Genomic DNA, 16,334 nt, shown 5'->3' with positions numbered 1-16,334 from the left:
GCCCACGAAGCCGCGGCCCACTCCGGCTTCGCGCAGCACGGCAACAATGCGCCCCCCCGGCGCCAGCTGTGCGGCGAGCGCCGGCGGCACGCTGGCGATGGCGCCTTCGAACAGGATGAGATCATAGGGCGCATCCGCCGGCCAGCCTTCGACCAGCGGCCCCATATTGGTGGCAACCCCGGCCTGCTCGGCCATTGCCACGAGAGCCGGGTCGCTCTCCAGCGCAGTGACGCGCGCACCCAGCCGCGCCAGGATTGCGGCCGAATAGCCGCTGGCGCTGCCCACCACCAGCGCGCGCTCACCTGGCTGCACCTCGGCCCGTGCCAGCAGCAGGGCAAGGGTCAGCGGCGCCAGCAGGTGACGGCCGGGCGCCACGGCGTGGGCGGCATCGGCATGGGCAAGGCTTGCCAGCGCCGGCGGCAGGAACGGCTCGCGCGGGATGTCGGCAAAGGCGGCCAGTACGGCGGCATCCGTGACACCCACGGTCTTCAACTGGGTGTCCACCATGGTCTGGCGCAATGCGGCGCTGGCGTTGGTCATGTTCGGCCTCTTGGCTCTTCCGCGGCGCTTTTGCCCTGCGACGGCGGCCCATGCAATGAAACTGTTGCAGCGCGCCATGGTGTGGAGGCAATCATGGCGCGTGCGCATTTCCTGATTGCCGCCACGCCGCCACCTTGCTAGGCCACGCGTCCGCTCCCGAGGCCCGATGGCGGAGTGGTGACGCAGCGGACTGCAAATCCGTATACGCCGGTTCGATTCCGGCTCGGGCCTCCAGCGTGCGACGCAGCGGCGAACCGGCGATTCCTTGTTGTTCGGATCGTCTAGCCGGTCCGGGCGGCTCATTTTGCTGGCCTGTGCCGCCAGTCCTTGAGACACCTGAGCACGATCTCGTCTGTCATTCAGGCAGCCATACCGAAAGCCAGCGCGCGGCGATGGCAGCCGCCTCTTCCGCGCCGAACACGCCGGCATCGAGTGACAATTCCAGCCATAGCCCATCGACCAGTGCGGTGATGGCGATCGCAGCCTGGCCGACATCGGCTGCGGCCATGCCCGCGTCCAGCAACAGCGCCTCCAGCGCCACGCGATAGCCGGCATAGATGTCGCGGTGCAGGGCCGCGATCGCCGGATCGGATTTGACCAGGCTCCAGAAGGCCAGCCAGGTGGACAGCAGATCCTGCGTGGCAATCGGTGGACGGAAGCTGGCGTTGACATAGGCGGCCAGCCGCGCCCGCGGATCGGGCCCGGCCGCAGCCACCGCTGCGTCCAGCGCATCGGCGACCGCCGCGCCGACATGGGCGTAGGTCGCCGCCACCAGGTCGTCGATGCCCTCGAAATAGTGGCGGAGCAGACCCGGCGACACGCCGGCATCAGCGCAGATGGTGCGCACCGAAACCCCGCCCGCACCGTGCCTGGCCAGGGCGCGGGCGCAGGCATCGATCAGGTCCTGCGCGCGTCGGTCGGGGGCGCGGACATAGGTGGCACGCAGGCTCATGCCACAATCCATAGCAGCATTGCCAAGCGGGCGGCGACAAGATTATACAGTTGTGCAACAAGGGGACTGACGATGGCAACGCAGCCGGAACCGGCGGCCGATCCCGATGCCGGCTGGTCGCTGCCGGCGTGGATCTATCACGATGCGGAGTGGGCGCAGGCCGAAGCTGCGCGCCTGTTCCGGCCAAGCTGGCAGATTGTCTGCCATCTGAACGACATCCCCAACACCGGCGACTGGCAGAGCCTCGACTATCTGGGTGAATCCATCATCGTGGTGCGCGGCGAGGATGGCGCTCCGCGCGCCTTCACCAACGTGTGCCGTCACCGTGGTTCGCGCCTGCTCGATGGCACGCATGGCTGTGCCAGGAAGCTGGTCTGCCCCTATCATGCCTGGGTCTACGAACTCGATGGCCAGCTGTCGGGCGTGCCGCTGAAATCCACCTATCCCGCTTTCGATCTCGCCGGCCACGGCCTGGCGCCGGTCGATCTTGAAGTGTGGCGCGGCTTCATCTTCGTGCGCCTGGCGCCCGGCCTGCCCAGCGTGGCCGAGATGATGGCGCCCTGGGATGATCAGGTCGCCCTTTATCGCTTCGAGGACATGCAGCCCCTGGCGCCGCCGCGCACCCGGCCGCGCGCGGTGAACTGGAAAAACCTCACCGACAATTATTCCGACAATCTGCACATCCTGCCGTCCCACCCGGGCCTCAAGCGAATGTTCGGGCCGAACTATGTCACGCTGGCGGGGCCCTGGTCAGATTGGCTGGGCGGGCCACTTTGCGATCTGGCGCGCACCGGCAGCTGGTCCGAACGGCTGTATGCGAGGTTGCTGCCGCGCGTGGCCCACCTGCCCGACGATCGCCAGCTGTATTGGTGGTACATCAAGCTTTGGCCCAACATCGCGTTCGACATCTATGCCGATCAGATTGATTTCATGCAGTTCCTGCCCACAGGCCCGACCACCACGGCACTGCGCGAGATTAGCTATGCCCTGCCCGATGATCGCCGCGAGATGCGCGCCGCCCGCTATCTGAGTGGCCGCATCAACCGCGAGGTGAATGCGGAGGACACAACCCTGGTCAGCCGCGTGCAGGCCGGCATGGCATCGTCGTCCTTCACGGTTGGCCCCCTGTCGCAAACCGAAGTGTGCCTGCGCAGCTTTGCCGCCAGGGTCCGCAGCCTCATCCCCGAGGCGCGGCTGCACCATCCCCCGGCCCCCGGCTGGAGCCGGAAATATACCCACCCCTCACACCCGGATGGCCGCGCATGAGATATGATGCCCTGATCATCGGCGGCGGCCACAATGGGCTGGTCTGCGCCTTCTATCTGGCGCGCGCCGGCCTCAAGGTGCGCGTGCTGGAAGCCCGCCACATCATCGGCGGCGCCTGCGTCACGGAGGAATTCGCTCCCGGTTTCCGCAACTCCACGGCCAGCTACACGGTCAGCCTGCTGCGTCCCAAGGTGATCGACGACATGAAGCTGGCCGATCACGGCTTCCGCATCATCGAGCGCACCATTTCCAATTTCTTCCCGCTCGACGGCGACTATCTGAAACTGGGTGGCGGCACCGCCCGCACCCAGGCCGAGTTTGCCCGCTTCAGCCAGAGGGACGCTGCGGCCTTCACGGCCTATGAAGCGGCGCTCGAGCGCGTGGCCGATGTGCTGCGCGACCTTACGCTGAAAACCCCGCCCAATGCCGGCGGTGGCCTGCACGCGCTTGTCAGTGCGGCGGTCCAGGGCCGGCGCCTGGCTGGCCTGGACATCGAGACCCAGCGCGACGTGCTGGACATGTTCGTCCGCTCGGCCCGCGATTTCCTTGATGGCTGGTACGAGCATGACGCGGTCAAGGCCGCCTTTGGGTTCGATGCAGTGGTCGGCAACTATGCCAGCCCCGACACGCCGGGGTCGGCCTATGTCCTGCTCCACCATGTCTTTGGCGAGGTGAACGGCAAGAAGGGCATGTGGGGCCACAGCGTGGGCGGTATGGGGGCCATCACCCAGGCCATGGCCCGCGCCTGCGAACTCGCTGGCGTCGAGATCAGTCTGGAAAGCCCGGTCGAACGCCTGCTCGTGTCGGGCGGCCGCGTTGCCGGCGTGCGCCTGGCATCGGGCCAGGAACTGGCGGCCGACATTGTCGCGGCCAATGTCGGCCCGGCCCTGCTCTATCGCCAGATGGTGGACAGCAGCGACCTGCCGGCCGATTTCAGGCGCCGCATCGCCGGCTACAAGACAGGGTCCGGCACCTTCCGCATGAATGTCGCGCTGTCGGAACTGCCGGATTTCTCCGTGCTGCCGGGCAAGGACAAGGCGGAACACCACACCGCCGGCATCATCATCGCGCCGACGCTGGATTACATGGACAAGGCCTATACCGACGCCCGGGCCAAGGGCTGGTCAGACGCGCCGATCATCGAGATGAAACTGCCCTCCACGGTTGACGACAGCCTGGCGCCGGCGGGCCAACATGTCTGCAGCCTGTTCTGCCAGCAGTTCGCGCCGGAGCTGCCCGATGGCCGGAGCTGGGATGATGTGCGCGAAACGGTTGCCGATCACATCATCGACACGGTCACCGCCCATGCCCCCAATTTCAAGGCCAGCGTCATCGCCCGGCAGATCCATTCCCCGCTCGATCTGGAGCGCAAGTTCGGCCTGATCGGCGGTGACATCTTCCACGGCCGCATGAGCCTTGATCAATTGTGGGCGGCGCGGCCGATGCTGGGGCATGGCGATTATCGCGGGCCAATTCACGGCCTTTACATGTGCGGCAGCGGCACCCATCCGGGCGGCGGCGTCACCGGCGCGCCCGGCCACAACGCCGCCCACGAGATACTGGCCGATCGGCAGTGGCTGGGCCGTTGGCGGCGGGTGTCGGGCAGCTGAGCGTTCAGCCCCGCCGCATCGCCAGCATGACCGGCACGCCGGCGAGCAGCAGCAGGGCGCCCCAGCCCACGGCCTCTGCGCCGGCCGCAACAATGGCCAGCGCGGCGTAGGCCACGCCGCCCACCGCCACCAGCACCAGTGCACCGCCGGCCAGCACCACCGCGCGCCCGCGCAGCCTCAATAGGCTCACTGCGCCGGCCAGATAGGCCACCAGCATGGCAGAGGTGGATACCAGCAGCATGAAGCCGAACAGGCTGGCCAGGCTGCGGCTGTAATTGGCCAGCACCAGGATGCAGGTGAGGCCGGAGGAGAACAGCAGCGCCCGCCCTGGCGCCTGCCGCCCATTCAGCCCGGCAAACCAGCGCGGGAACACCCCGTCCAGCGCCATCGCGCGCGGCATCTCCCCGGCCACCAGCACCCAGCCATTGACCGCGCCCAGGGCCGCAATGGCAGCAAACAGCGCCACCAGCGCGGCCGCGCCATCGCCCACGAACGGCCGCACGAAATCGGCAAAGGGCGACGGCGAGCGTGCCAGGCTGCCGGCCGGCACCAGAGCCAGCATCAGGGCCGAGATCAACAGATAGATGATGCCGGTCATGGCCGTGCCAATCATGGTGGCCAACGGGATCAACCGGCCGGGATCGCGCACCTTGTCGCCGGGAATTGTGGCCGATTCAAAGCCCAGCATCGCCCACATGGTCAGCGTCAGGCTGGCCATCACGCTGCTGCCGTTCATCGGCGTGGGCGGTGTCACCACGGCCGCGCCGCCATCGCGCCCCAGCAGCACCAGGCCCATCACCAGCACCGCCAGCAAGGGCAGCAGCTTCAGCACCGTCGTCACCTTGGCCAATCCGGTTCCCACCCGTGCGCCGGCCAGGTTGGCAGCCGTGCAGGCCAGCACCACCGCCACCGCCACGCCTGCGCCCAACCCCGGCACGCTGTTCAGCACCGGGGCCAGGCCGGCAAGATTGGACACCACGGCCACGGCGAGGGCCGCATTGCCCACCCACACGCCGATCCAATAGCTCCAGGCAATGATGAAACCGGCTTCCGGGCCAAAGGCTTCAGCCACGTAGGCATAGGGTCCGCCGGCTTGTGGATAGGCGCGGGCCAGCGCCGAGAAACAGGCCGCCAGGCACAAGGTGCCGGCAATCGTCACCGCCCAGCCGCCCAGCGCGGACCAGCCAAAGGGCGCCAGGCTGGCCGGCAGCAGGAACACGCCAGAGCCGATCATGTTGCCCACCACCAGGGCGAGGCACGCGCTCAGCCCCAGCGTGCGCGGCACGGTTCCGGCCGGTAGCGGCTGCGGTTTCAGAACCAACGCCAGTTCAGGCTGCCCGGGCGACCGGCTGGCATCTCGCTGGCCCGCGCGCGCCAGCGCCTGGCATCATCGGAACAAGGGTGGTTGGCCATCACCGCCAAGGCTGAAAGTCGCCGTCCCATTTGTCAACGGCGCAGCCACAACCGCCTTGATCACCGAACTTGCGATGCCAGCCTCAGCGTCTGGCGATGCATCTCCAGACCGGCGCCCCGACCGTTTTAATGGCCGTTAACATGGCAGGGCCTGCCGATTGACCCAACCCGATACAGACCGTTGAGCTTGGGCCTTGGCGGTGAGAGCTGTGGCTGGGTGGGCAACACGGCTCTCATCGCAAACCGTTCAAATGCGCCGGGGACAGCATCATGGAACGCTTTGCCAATCTTGTCGTTGCCCGCCGCCGGCTGGTGCTGCTGGCCAGCCTGGTGGTCACGCTGCTGCTCGGCCAGCAGCTGCGCAACCTCAATGTGATCGTTGATGCCGATGAGCTGCTGCCGCGCGATCACCCCTTCGTCGAGGTGACCGAGCGGGTGCAGGCGGTGTTCGGCAACCGGTATACCGTGGTGATCGGCATCACCCCCAGGCAGGGCGACGTGTGGCAGCCGGCCGTGCTCGGCAAGCTGCTGGAGGTGACGGACCGACTGGCCGCCACGCCCGGTGTCACCCGCGCCAATCTGCAGAGCCTGGCGGCGCCGCGTGCCAAGGATATTGCCGGCAACGCCGATGGCCTTCTGGTTTCCCGCCTGCTCGATCATGTGCCGGCCACCGTCGCCGAGGCGCGGGCGGTGCGGGAACGGCTGGCGGCCAACCCGGCCTATCGCGACGTGCTGGTGGGCCGTGATGAACGCACCGCCGCCATTTTTGTAGAGTTCGCCAAGGACCCGAAGGGTTTCGGCCACGTGATGGCCCAAGTGGAGGCGGCCATCGCGCCGGCGCGCGGGCCCGATGTGTCGATCGCGGTGGCAGGCCAGCCCGTGTTCCTCGCCAATCTCGAAACCTTCTCCAAGCGCATGGCCTGGCTGCTGCCGATTGCCATCCTGCTGATCGGGCTTGTCCATTTCGAGGCCTTCCGAACGGTGCAGGGGCTGATCCTGCCGCTGGTGACGGCGGTGCTGGCACTGGTGTGGTCACTGGGAATCATGACGCTGTTTGGCGTGCATCTCGATCCGTTCAACAACGTCACGCCGATCCTGATCCTGGCGGTCGCGGCCGGCCATGCCGTGCAGATGCTGAAGCGCTATTACGAGGAGTATGATCGGCATCGGGCCGATCCGGGCGTGGATCCGCGCGCCGCCAGCCGCGCTGCCGTGATGGCATCGATGGTGCGCGTTGGCCCGGTGATGATGGGCGCCTGCATCATTGCGGCGCTGTCGTTCCTGTCGCTGATCGTGTTCGACATTCAGGCCATCCGCACCTTCGGCGTGTTCTGCTGCCTGGGCATACTTGCCATCGTGGTGGTGGAACTCACCTTCACGCCGGCTCTGCGGGCCATGTTGCCGCCGCCGGCCGCACGCGAAGCGGACGCGGAAAAAGCCATCACCCTGTGGGATCGCTTCGCGGCCCTGCTCGCCGAACAGGTGATCGACACGGCCCATCGCCGCCGCGTGTTCATCGGCGCCGGCGTCTTTGCCGCGCTGATGATTGCCGGCGCTGCCCAGGTCCGCATCGACAACAGCTTGCGCAGCTTCTTCTCGGCCGATCTGCCGGCGCGCGTTGACGATCAGCGGCTCAATGCGCGGCTGGCCGGCACCAACAGCTTCTATGTGCTGGTGGAAGGCGCGTCTGATGATGCGATCAAGGATCCGGCCGTGCTGGCCGCAATGGCCAAGACCCAGGATTGGCTGGCGCGTCAGCCTGGCGTTGGCCACACGTTGAGCCTGGTTGACATGCTCAAGCAGATCAATCGCGGCATGACCGGCGGTACCGGTCCCGGGGTGCTGCCGCAGGATCGGGACCTCATTTCGCAGTATCTTCTGCTCTATTCGATGTCGGGAGAGCCGGGCGATTTCGATGGGCTGGTGGATTATGGCTACCGGAATGCCATCATCCAGGCCTTCGTGAAGACCGACAGTTCGGCCTTCGTCGCCGATCTCGATGCCCGGATCCGCCCACAGATTGCCGCCAATTTCCCGCCGGGCGTGACGGTGCGGCTGGGCGGCTCCATCACCACGCCAACCGCGATGAACGAGGTGATGGTGAACGGCAAGATCAAGAATATCCTGCAGATCTATGCGATGGTGTTCCTGGTCTCGGCGCTGCTGTTCCGCTCCTTGAGCCTGGCGGCGCTGATCCTGCTGCCCCTTGTTTTCACCACAGTTTCGGTGTTCGGCGTGATGGGCCTTGCCGGCATCCCGCTGCAGATCGCGACGGCCACGGTGTCGGCGCTCGCCATCGGGATCGGCGCCGATTACGCCATCTACATGACGTGGCGGCTGCGCGAGGAACTGCGGGCCAATGGACGCAGCGGGGGTGCCGACGAAGCCCGCGCCATCCGCGCCACCTTTGCCAGCGCCGGCAAGGCGGTGATGTTCGTCGCCACCGCCGTGGGCGCCGGTTATGCGGTGCTGATGGCCTCGGCCGGGTTCAACATCCACATCTGGCTGGGCATGCTCACCGTGGTCTCGATGCTGGTGGCGGCGCTGTCCACGCTCACGCTGTTTGTGGCGGCGCTGCTGGTTGTGCGTCCGCGCGTGATCTTTGGCGGCGCCGCGACACGTCTTCGCCCGGCGATGGCTGGCCTTGCCGTGGCCCTTGCGCTGGGCGGCCTGGCGATGCCCGATCGCGCGGCCGCTCAGAGCGTCGATGCCGCGCAGCTGATGGCCGACAGCCTGAAGGCCGGCAAGGCGCTGCGCTCCACGGCCGTCGGTCGCTTCGTCCTCACCAACAAGGCCGGGCAGAGCCGCATCCGCCAGACGCTGTCGGTGAGCGAGGCCAAGCCGGACGGCGAAGGCAATCGCCGTGTCGTGCGCTTCACCGGGCCAGCCGATATTGCCGGCACCTCGGTGCTCACCATCGAGAACGCGGACGCGGATGATGACATCTGGGTCTATCTGCCGGCCCTGAAGAAGGTGCGCCGCCTGCCGGCCTCCAGCCGCAAGGATGCCTTTGTCGGCACCGACTTCAGCTATGGCGACGTGCTGGGCCATCCGGTGGCGGAGTGGAGCCATCGGGTGCTGCGCACTGAAACGCTGTCGGGCATCGCCACCCGCGTGATCGAGTCCACCCCGCGAGATGCCGGTGTCACCGCCAGCACCGGCTATGGCCGCCGCCTGAGCTGGCTGCGTGCAGCCGACAACGTGCTGGTGAAGGCCGAGTATTTCGATGCCACCGGCACGCTGGCGAAGACCTATATCGCCGAAGACGTGCGGCTGGTCGATCCGGTCAATCGCCGCTTCCAGGCCATGCGCCAGACCATGCGCAACCTGACGACCGGCCACAGCACGACCATCGAATATTCCAGCTTCCGCACCGACCAGCCGGTGGCCGCCAGCCAGTTCCAGCCGCGCAGCCTCGAGAACGCCCGCTGACATGCCTTTGTTGTGGTTGCTGGCAGCATCGCTGCTGACAGAGGTTCCCGGCGCGACTGACCCCTCGCCTGTGGAGCAGCCGGCCCCCGCTCCAACCAATGACCCCCTCGGGTCGGAGGCCGGCAACTTCATGGCAGAAACGGGCCTTGCCGATACGCTGGGCCTGCGCCTTTCGGCCCGTGCCGGCGTGTGGACCCATGATCGCGATCTGAATGGCGAAACGCTGGTGCCCATGCTGGGCGTGCGCGCCCGCATCGCGCCGAAGGCCGGCGTCCTTGATGGCCGCGCCGAAGCCTATGCCCAGATAGACCGCACGGGCCGCTGGCGCACGGACGCCGTGGAAGCATGGGCGCGCCTGGCCGTCGGCGAGGTGGAACTGCGCGCCGGCCGCCAGATCATCGTCTGGGGCCGGGCTGACCGGTTGAACCCGACCGACAATCTGTCGGGTCGCGACTACACCCTGCTGGCGGCCAGCGATGATGATCAGCGCCAGGGCCCTGCCATGGTGCAGGGGCGCTGGGGCAGGGGAAATCTCACGGTCGATGCGATCTGGCTGCCGGAATTCCGGCCCAACATCTTCCCGCTCGAACGCAGCCGCCCCGGCATTGCCGTGCTGCCCGATGAGCAGCGCCGCGCCTCGAGCCAGTTCGCGCTGAAGCTGGATTCGAGCGGTGGCGCCTTCGATTGGTCGCTGTCATGGTTCCGCGGTATCGATCGCAATCGCGATTTCACCGCCCGGCCGGCCCTGCCGGGCACGATTGCCGCCCTGCAGCAGACCTTCCCCGATATCAGCGTGCTCGGCGCCGATGCTGCCGGCACCATCGGCACTGTCGGATGGCGGGTGGAGGCGGCCCACACGCGCGTGCTGGGTGCCGACACGGTCTTCATCAAGAACGACAATCTCTGGCTGGTGGCTGGCGGCGACGTGAACCTGGCCGGCGGCTGGAACATCAACCTCCAGTACAGCCTGCGCGTCATCTTCGATCACCGCGATCCGCGCCTGATTGCCGATCCGGTCACCCGCAGCGTTGCCACGCTTTCGGCCGCAGTGAACAACCAGCTCGATCGCGTGCAGAACGGCGTCACCTTCCGTTTGGCGCGGCGCTTTGCCAATGACAGCGCCGAAGCCGAGATCGCCGTCATCCACTATCTCGAGCCCGGTGACACCGCGTTGCGACCGCGACTTTCGACCAGCATCCGCGATGGCCTGCGGCTGGCCGTGGGGGCCGACATCTTCACCGGGCCGTCCAACAGCTATTTCGGGCGGGTTCGTTCGCTGTCGGCCGGCTGGCTGCAACTCACGGCGGGGTATTGAGCAATGATCAAGCTGTTCGGACGCATGCTGCCGATGCTCGCACGAGCCAACGGCGCCGCCATGGTGCCCGCCACCGAGCCCGTGGACAGCCGGTTCCGCGTGATGCCGCACGACATCGACATCAATCTCCACCTCAACAACGGCCGCTATCTTCAGCTGATCGATCTCAACCGTGCCGAATGGCTGATCCGCACCGGCATCTGGGCGGTGATCCGGCGCAACCGGTGGAAGCCGATCCTGGGATCGGTGGCGGTGCAGTATCGCCGCGAGCTGCGCCTGTGGGACGTGGCCCGCATCGAAACCCGCCTGCTGGGCTGGGATGAGCGCTGGACCTATCTTGAACATCGCGTGCGCAATGGCGACGGCCGTTCCGTGGCATTGTCTCTGGCCAAGGCCGGCTTTCGCAGCCATGGTCGCTGGATCGATCCCGAAGATCTGCGCGCGCAGTTGCCCTATCCGCTCAGCCCGCTGGTCCTGCCCGATCATGCCAGGGCGCTGTTGGCGTTTGACGATGCCGTCGACGGCCGCCATCAACCTCAGCTCCGGGCCTTGGCCTGACCGGCATTCTGCCACTGTAATCAATGAAATAATCAGCCGACATGAAGTTCTTGAACGCAATGTGCAGTTTGCAGTGGGCATGAGTGAACCATCCGAAAGTGCCTCGATTCTGATCGTCGAGGATGATCCGATCGTCCGCAGCATCGTGGCAACGTCCCTGGGCGCGGCCGGTTTCGTGGTGCGGCAGGCCGATACCGGCGATGCCGCCCGGGCCAGCTTTGCCGAAACGCCGGCCGATCTGGTGCTGATCGATATTCGCCTGCCCGATGGGTCGGGGCATGAGGTGGCTTCCAGGCTGCAATCGATCGGCAATCCCGCCGTCATCTTCCTCACCAGCCTTGGCGGCACACAGGATCGCATCCGTGGCCTTGATCTGGCCGATGATTATCTGGTGAAGCCCATCGACCTGGGCGAACTGAATGCGCGGGTGCGTGCCGTGCTGCGGCGCTGGCGGCGCGGCCAGCCCGGCGCGGCCACGCGCGAGCTGGCCGGGTGGACGCTCGATCTGGTGCGCCGCGAACTGGCTGATCCCGATGGCCAGGTGCAGCGGCTGACCCGTGCCGAATTTGATGTGCTCGCTGCGCTTGTGCAGGCCGGCGGTGCCGTCCTGTCCCGTGACTATCTGCTGGAAGTCAGCGGCTCGGCCGACAGCCTGACGGCAGCGCGCAGTATCGACGTCTTGGTGAGCCGCATTCGCCGAAAACTGCGGGGCAGCGCCCTGGCCGCCGCCCTGCAGACCGTGCCCGGCCAGGGCTATCGCTGGCAGCTTGCCGCATGAAGGGCCGCGGCATAGGCCTGCACCAGTCCCGGCGCACGCTGCGCCAGGGCGGCAACGTTGCCCTGTCCGGCCTCGGCAGCAGCCAGATCGGCAGCCAGGCCCGCCAGGCCGAGGCTGGCAGCGCCGCCGCGAAGGCGGTGCAGATGATCACCGATGTGGGCCGTGGGCATCTCGGTCAGTTCCGCCAGCCCGTCCGCCAGCTGCGCGGCCAGCGCCAGCAACTGTTCGCGGCCCATCAGCGCCAGCAGTTGCGCCAGCCGGGGTTTGTCGATTTCGCCCATTGCCTGCTGCCTCCACCATGGCCGCGGTGACGATGCAACCCTTTCTGGCAGTGCGCCCCTGGCCCACCGCGCCCCCGGCATGGACCGAAACGCTGCTGCTCAATCTCGGCGTGGCGCTGGCCTATTTCGCCACCGGCATGGCCGGGTTGAAGCTGGCGTTTGTGGGCGATGTCGTAACCCTGTTCTGGCCGCCCACGGGGATCGCCTTTGCCGCGCTGTGGATGGGCGGGCGGCGGCTGGTGTGGGGTGTGATCGCCGGCGCCTTTGCCGTGAATGCCTTCCAGATGGCCCACTGGCCGTTCGCTGCGCTGGTGGCACTGGGCAATGCCCTGCCGGCGCTGGTGGCGACCATCATCCTGCGCAGCCGCATTGAACAGCGCATGCGAGCGACCGGTGAACCGGGCGAGTTGTGGCGGGTTCTGCTGTTCATCCTGATCGCCGCGCTGGGCAGCACCACGCTGTCGGCCACGGTTGGCACGCTGGCCGTGGGCGCCGCCGGCGCGGCAAACAGCGCTGTGTCATCAGCCTGGCTGGTGTGGTGGATGGGCGATGCGATGGGCGTGCTCATCGTGGCGCCGCCCATATTGCTGTGGGATCGCTATCTGAGGCACCGCCCACGCCTGCGCGACGTGGCCGATGCCGCCGCCTTTGCCATGGCCGGCGTCGGCATCATCGCCGGGCTGCTGCTGATCAACAATCCGATCTGGGCGGTGGAACTGTGCAAGCTGTTCACCCTGCTGCTCAGCCTTTGGGCCGGCGCACGCTTCGGTCTCACCGGGCCGGCAGCCGTGACGTTGCTGATGGCGGCCGGCGGCGTTGGCGTGACCTTGCTGGGCGTTGGGCCGTTCAAGCGCGAAAGTTTCTATGACAGCTTTGCCCTGCTGCATTCCTACCTCTTCGCCGAAGCCATCGCCGGCATGCTGCTGGCAGCCGCCCTGGCCGACCTGCGACGCACGGTGCGCGCTGAAAGAGTGGCCCGCAGCGCCGCCGAACGCGCGTCGTCCGATCGCATTCGCCTGCTCACGATGATCAGCCACGATGTGCGCACGCCGTTGGCCGGCATGATGGGCGTGCTGCAACAGTTCGAGCGCTCGCCCATGACCGCGGAACAACAGCGCCTGACCGGTCTCGGGTTGCGGGCGGGCCGGGTGCTGACGACGCTGGTGACCGATATCCTCGATGTTGCCAGGGCCGATGCCGGGCGCATTGTCCTCAATCCAGCGCCCTTCAGCCCCGCGCAATCGATTGGCGACGTGATGGAAATCGTTGCCGAACCGGCCGCCGCCAAGGGCATCGCGCTGTCCGCCGTCGGTCAGGACCGCCTGCCCCGACAGGTGCTGGGTGACCGGGCCCGCTTTGAGCAGGTGCTTGGCAATCTGGTCACCAACGCCATCAACTACACCAGTGCCGGTTCCGTGAGCATCGCTGTCGGCTGGCACCAGGGCGCGCCGCTGCCGCTGGTGATGGAAATCAGCGATACGGGCCCCGGCATCCCGCCCGACCGTGTGCCAAACCTGTTCGATGCTTTCGTGCTGGAGCCCAAGCCCGGCAACCGCTCGACCGGCCTGGGGCTTGGCCTGCACATCTGCCGGCGGCTTGTGGAACTGATGGGCGGCAGCATCACGTACCGCGCGCCGCCAACCGGAGGCAGCCAGTTCCGCATCGAATTGCCGCTGCCCGCAATTGTGGCGCCAGACAGCCCTGGCATGGTGGTTGCCGATCCACCTCGCCGCATCCTGTTGGTGGAAGACGATCCGATTGCCGCCACCGTCACCACCAGCCTGCTCGCCAGCCATGGCCACCACGTGATCACTGCTGCCAGCACCGAGAGCGCCATCGATGCCCTTGTGCAGGAAACCCCTGATCTGGTGCTGATGGATATCAGCATTGGTGGGGACAACGAGGGGGGATTGGTCGCCGTGCGGCGCATCCGGGCGCTGGGCGGCCAGGCCAGCCTTGTCAGCCTTGTTGCCCTGACGGCGCACGGCGCGCGCGAAGATCACGCCCGCTATCTCGCTGCCGGTCTCGACGCCGTGCTGGTCAAGCCGCTGGCGCTGGAGGATGGTCTCGCCGCAACGCTGGCGCGCGCCACCACGCTTGAAAGCCTCGACGTTTGAGGTTCGCTCCTGCGGCAACGGCGTGAGTGTCAGGCGGGCGGGGCTCCTCCCTTGCGCGAACTCACGCGCGAAGATGCCGGCTCCGATCCTCCTGCCCGGCTGGCCATTGCCGTTTCAGCGCCTGCAGCACGGCGATGGCAACAAGCGCGCCGCCCAGGATCGTCAGCGCCAGCGGCACGCCCACTGGCGCGAACTTCAACATTCTTGCTAGCACAGGCAGCCACTGGGTGGCCGCAAGCAACGCCAGCACCAGCCCCAGCACCAGCATCACCACTCGATTGGCGCCGCCCACCAGCGCCCGCAGCGTGCCGCCAAAGCGGCGATTGATCAGCATCAGCACCAGCACGCCGGCACACAGGGACAGGAACGCCGCCGATCGCAGCAGTGGCTCGGGCAGACCCGTCTGCCACAGGGCGAGCGTGAAGGCGGCGATCAGCGCCAGCACCACGACCCCCTGAGCGGCCGACCTGGCGACCATGGCAGGCGCAAACAGCGGCGCATCCGGCGAACGCGGTGGCCGGCGCATCACATCGGCTTCGGCATCCTCTGATTCAAAGGCCAGTGCGCTGACCGGATCAATGATCATCTCCAGCAGGGCGATATGCACCGGGCCCAGCAGCAGCGGCATTCCCGTCAGGAGCGGCAGCAGCGCCAGCCCGGCAATCGGCACATGCACCGCCACGATGAAGCCCATGGCCTTCTGCAGATTGTCGTGGATGCGCCGGCCCAGCCGCATGGCGGTGACGATGGCGCCGAAATCATCATCGAGCAGCACGATGGCCGAGGCTTCGCGCGCCACGTCGGTGCCGCGTCCGCCCATGGCCACGCCGATGTGCGCGGCCTTCAGCGCCGGCGCGTCGTTGACGCCGTCGCCGGTCATCGCCACCACCTCGCCGCCGGCCTTCAGCGCGGTAACGATGCGCAGCTTCTGGCGCGGCTGGATGCGGGCGCACACGCCCACCCCCGCCAGCCGGCGGCTGAGGGCGTCATCGTCGAGCGCGTCGAGCTCGGCGCCGGTGAGGGTGTCCAGCGGCTCGATGCCGGCCTGGGCGGCAATGGCGCGGGCGGTTTCGGGATAATCGCCAGTGATCATCATCACCCGCACGCCGGCGGCCCGGCAGGCGCGCACCGCAGCGGGCACATCGGCGCGCAGCGGATCGGCGATGCCGACAAGGGCACGGAATTCGAGCGGCAGCGCGCCGAGGTCGACTGGCAGTGGCCCGTCCGGCAGGGCGCATGCGGCCAGCGCCAGCACGCGCAGGCCCTGCGCGGCCATCGCCCTGGCGGCGGCCTCCATGCCGGCCAGCGCGGCGACATCAAGCCTGCACAGCCGCGCCACCGCTTCGGGGGCGCCCTTTGCCGCGCACTGTCCGCCAGCCCAGGCCTGCGCCATAACAGGTTGGCCAGGCGCCAGTGGATAGAGGCGCAGCACGTCCTCCGCCAGCGCCGGGGCACCGAGATCGGCGGCGAGAGCGTGGAAGGCAATGTCCATTGGATCGGTAGGGTGGGGCGGGCTGGCCAGCCGGCCGAGCGCGGCGAGCTCGGCATGAGCGGCAGCATCGGGCGCCGCGGCCTGCGCGTCACCGGGCCGCCACAGCGCCACCACCGCCATGCGGTTCTGGGTGAGGGTGCCGGTCTTGTCGCTGCATAGCACGGTGGCGGCGCCCAGCGATTCGATGGCGGCGGCGCGGCGCACCAGCACATGGCGGCGCGACAGCCGCATGGCCCCCATCGCCATGAACACGGTGAGGACGACCGGAAACTCCTCCGGCAGCATCGCCATGCCGAGCGCGATGCCGGCCAGCACCGCCTGCAACCAGCCGCCGCGCAGCAGGCCATAGAGCAGCACCGCCGCCAGGCTCGCCGCCAGCCCGAAGCCGGCAAACCACAGCACCAGACGGCGGGTCTGCACGGCAAGGCGCGGCACCTCGGTGTCGACCGTGGCCAGCATGATGCCGATCTGGCCCATGTGGGTGGCGGCACCGGTGGCGAGCACCTGCGCCAGGCCGGCGCCGCGCACCACCAACGTGCCGGCGTGGAGGTGCGGCAGGCCATCACCACCCGGCGGCGCC

General features: G+C 67.7%; 12 protein-coding genes and 1 tRNA gene. 8 read left to right on the top strand and 5 right to left on the bottom strand.

The annotated features are described in order from the left end of the window. Window positions 1-540 (bottom strand): protein-L-isoaspartate O-methyltransferase family protein (locus GJV64_RS03775; protein ID WP_164155948.1); only part of this gene is annotated, 540 nt, incomplete at its 3' end. 160 nt (window positions 541-700) lie between these two features. Between GJV64_RS03775 and GJV64_RS03770 the strand changes: the two genes are divergently transcribed. Further along, window positions 701-774 (top strand) — tRNA-Cys (locus tag GJV64_RS03770). 121 nt (window positions 775-895) lie between these two features. On the opposite strand, the gene GJV64_RS03765 is transcribed toward GJV64_RS03770, so the two are convergent. After that, window positions 896-1,492 carry a TetR family transcriptional regulator C-terminal domain-containing protein gene (locus GJV64_RS03765; RefSeq protein WP_164155947.1) on the bottom strand — a complete coding sequence of 199 codons (597 nt, stop codon included), beginning with the start codon at window positions 1,490-1,492 and terminating at the stop codon, window positions 896-898. Window positions 1,493-1,564: 72 nt separating this feature from the next. On the opposite strand from GJV64_RS03765, the gene GJV64_RS03760 reads away from it, so the two are divergent. Both GJV64_RS03760 and GJV64_RS03755 read left to right on the top strand, forming a co-directional pair. Next, window positions 1,565-2,758 (top strand): aromatic ring-hydroxylating oxygenase subunit alpha, encoded by a 1,194-nt coding sequence (locus tag GJV64_RS03760; RefSeq protein WP_164155946.1) that lies wholly within the window; start codon window positions 1,565-1,567, stop codon window positions 2,756-2,758. After that, the gene (locus tag GJV64_RS03755) at window positions 2,755-4,368 is read left to right on the top strand and encodes a phytoene desaturase family protein (protein WP_164155945.1); all 1,614 of its coding nucleotides are present in this window, start codon (window positions 2,755-2,757) and stop codon (window positions 4,366-4,368) included. Before GJV64_RS03760 ends, GJV64_RS03755 begins: the two co-directional genes overlap by 4 nt. A 4-nt stretch (window positions 4,369-4,372) precedes the next feature. On the opposite strand, the gene GJV64_RS03750 is transcribed toward GJV64_RS03755, so the two are convergent. After that, window positions 4,373-5,653 (bottom strand): APC family permease, encoded by a 1,281-nt coding sequence (locus GJV64_RS03750; protein ID WP_235927581.1) that lies wholly within the window; start codon window positions 5,651-5,653, stop codon window positions 4,373-4,375. A 398-nt stretch (window positions 5,654-6,051) separates the two neighbouring features. Between GJV64_RS03750 and GJV64_RS03745 the strand changes: the two genes are divergently transcribed. The 4 genes from GJV64_RS03745 to GJV64_RS03730 all read left to right on the top strand — a co-directional run bounded on the left by GJV64_RS03745 (window position 6,052) and on the right by GJV64_RS03730 (window position 11,864). Continuing rightward, window positions 6,052-9,213 carry an outer membrane lipoprotein-sorting protein gene (locus GJV64_RS03745; protein WP_164155944.1) on the top strand — a complete coding sequence of 1,054 codons (3,162 nt, stop codon included), beginning with the start codon at window positions 6,052-6,054 and terminating at the stop codon, window positions 9,211-9,213. 130 nt (window positions 9,214-9,343) lie between these two features. Then, window positions 9,344-10,528, top strand: coding sequence for a DUF1302 domain-containing protein (locus GJV64_RS03740; protein WP_164155943.1), 1,185 nt, complete (start codon window positions 9,344-9,346; stop codon window positions 10,526-10,528). Window positions 10,529-10,531: 3 nt separating this feature from the next. Next, the gene (locus tag GJV64_RS03735) at window positions 10,532-11,086 is read left to right on the top strand and encodes a thioesterase family protein (protein ID WP_164155942.1); all 555 of its coding nucleotides are present in this window, start codon (window positions 10,532-10,534) and stop codon (window positions 11,084-11,086) included. Between the two features lie 79 nt (window positions 11,087-11,165). Further along, a complete protein-coding gene (locus GJV64_RS03730) occupies window positions 11,166-11,864 on the top strand; it encodes a response regulator transcription factor (protein WP_164155941.1) in 699 nt (232 codons plus the stop codon). Here GJV64_RS03730 and GJV64_RS03725 read toward each other — a convergent pair. Further along, entirely contained in the window at window positions 11,840-12,145 is a 306-nt protein-coding gene (locus GJV64_RS03725) for a hypothetical protein (protein ID WP_164155940.1), read from the bottom strand. The two genes, GJV64_RS03730 and GJV64_RS03725, sit on opposite strands and share 25 nt — an antisense overlap. Window positions 12,146-12,177: 32 nt before the next feature. On the opposite strand from GJV64_RS03725, the gene GJV64_RS03720 reads away from it, so the two are divergent. Continuing rightward, window positions 12,178-14,262 carry an MASE1 domain-containing protein gene (locus GJV64_RS03720; RefSeq protein ID WP_164155939.1) on the top strand — a complete coding sequence of 695 codons (2,085 nt, stop codon included), beginning with the start codon at window positions 12,178-12,180 and terminating at the stop codon, window positions 14,260-14,262. Window positions 14,263-14,323: 61 nt separating this feature from the next. Here the strand turns inward: GJV64_RS03720 and GJV64_RS03715 are convergent. Beyond that, on the bottom strand, window positions 14,324-16,334 hold a 2,011-nt coding region (locus GJV64_RS03715; RefSeq protein WP_164155938.1), incomplete at its 5' end, for a cation-translocating P-type ATPase.

Origin of the sequence: Sandarakinorhabdus rubra (genome assembly GCF_010994245.1) — a bacterium.
GTDB lineage: Bacteria > Pseudomonadota > Alphaproteobacteria > Sphingomonadales > Sphingomonadaceae > Sandarakinorhabdus > Sandarakinorhabdus rubra.
This window is presented reverse-complemented; position numbering and strand designations above follow the sequence as displayed.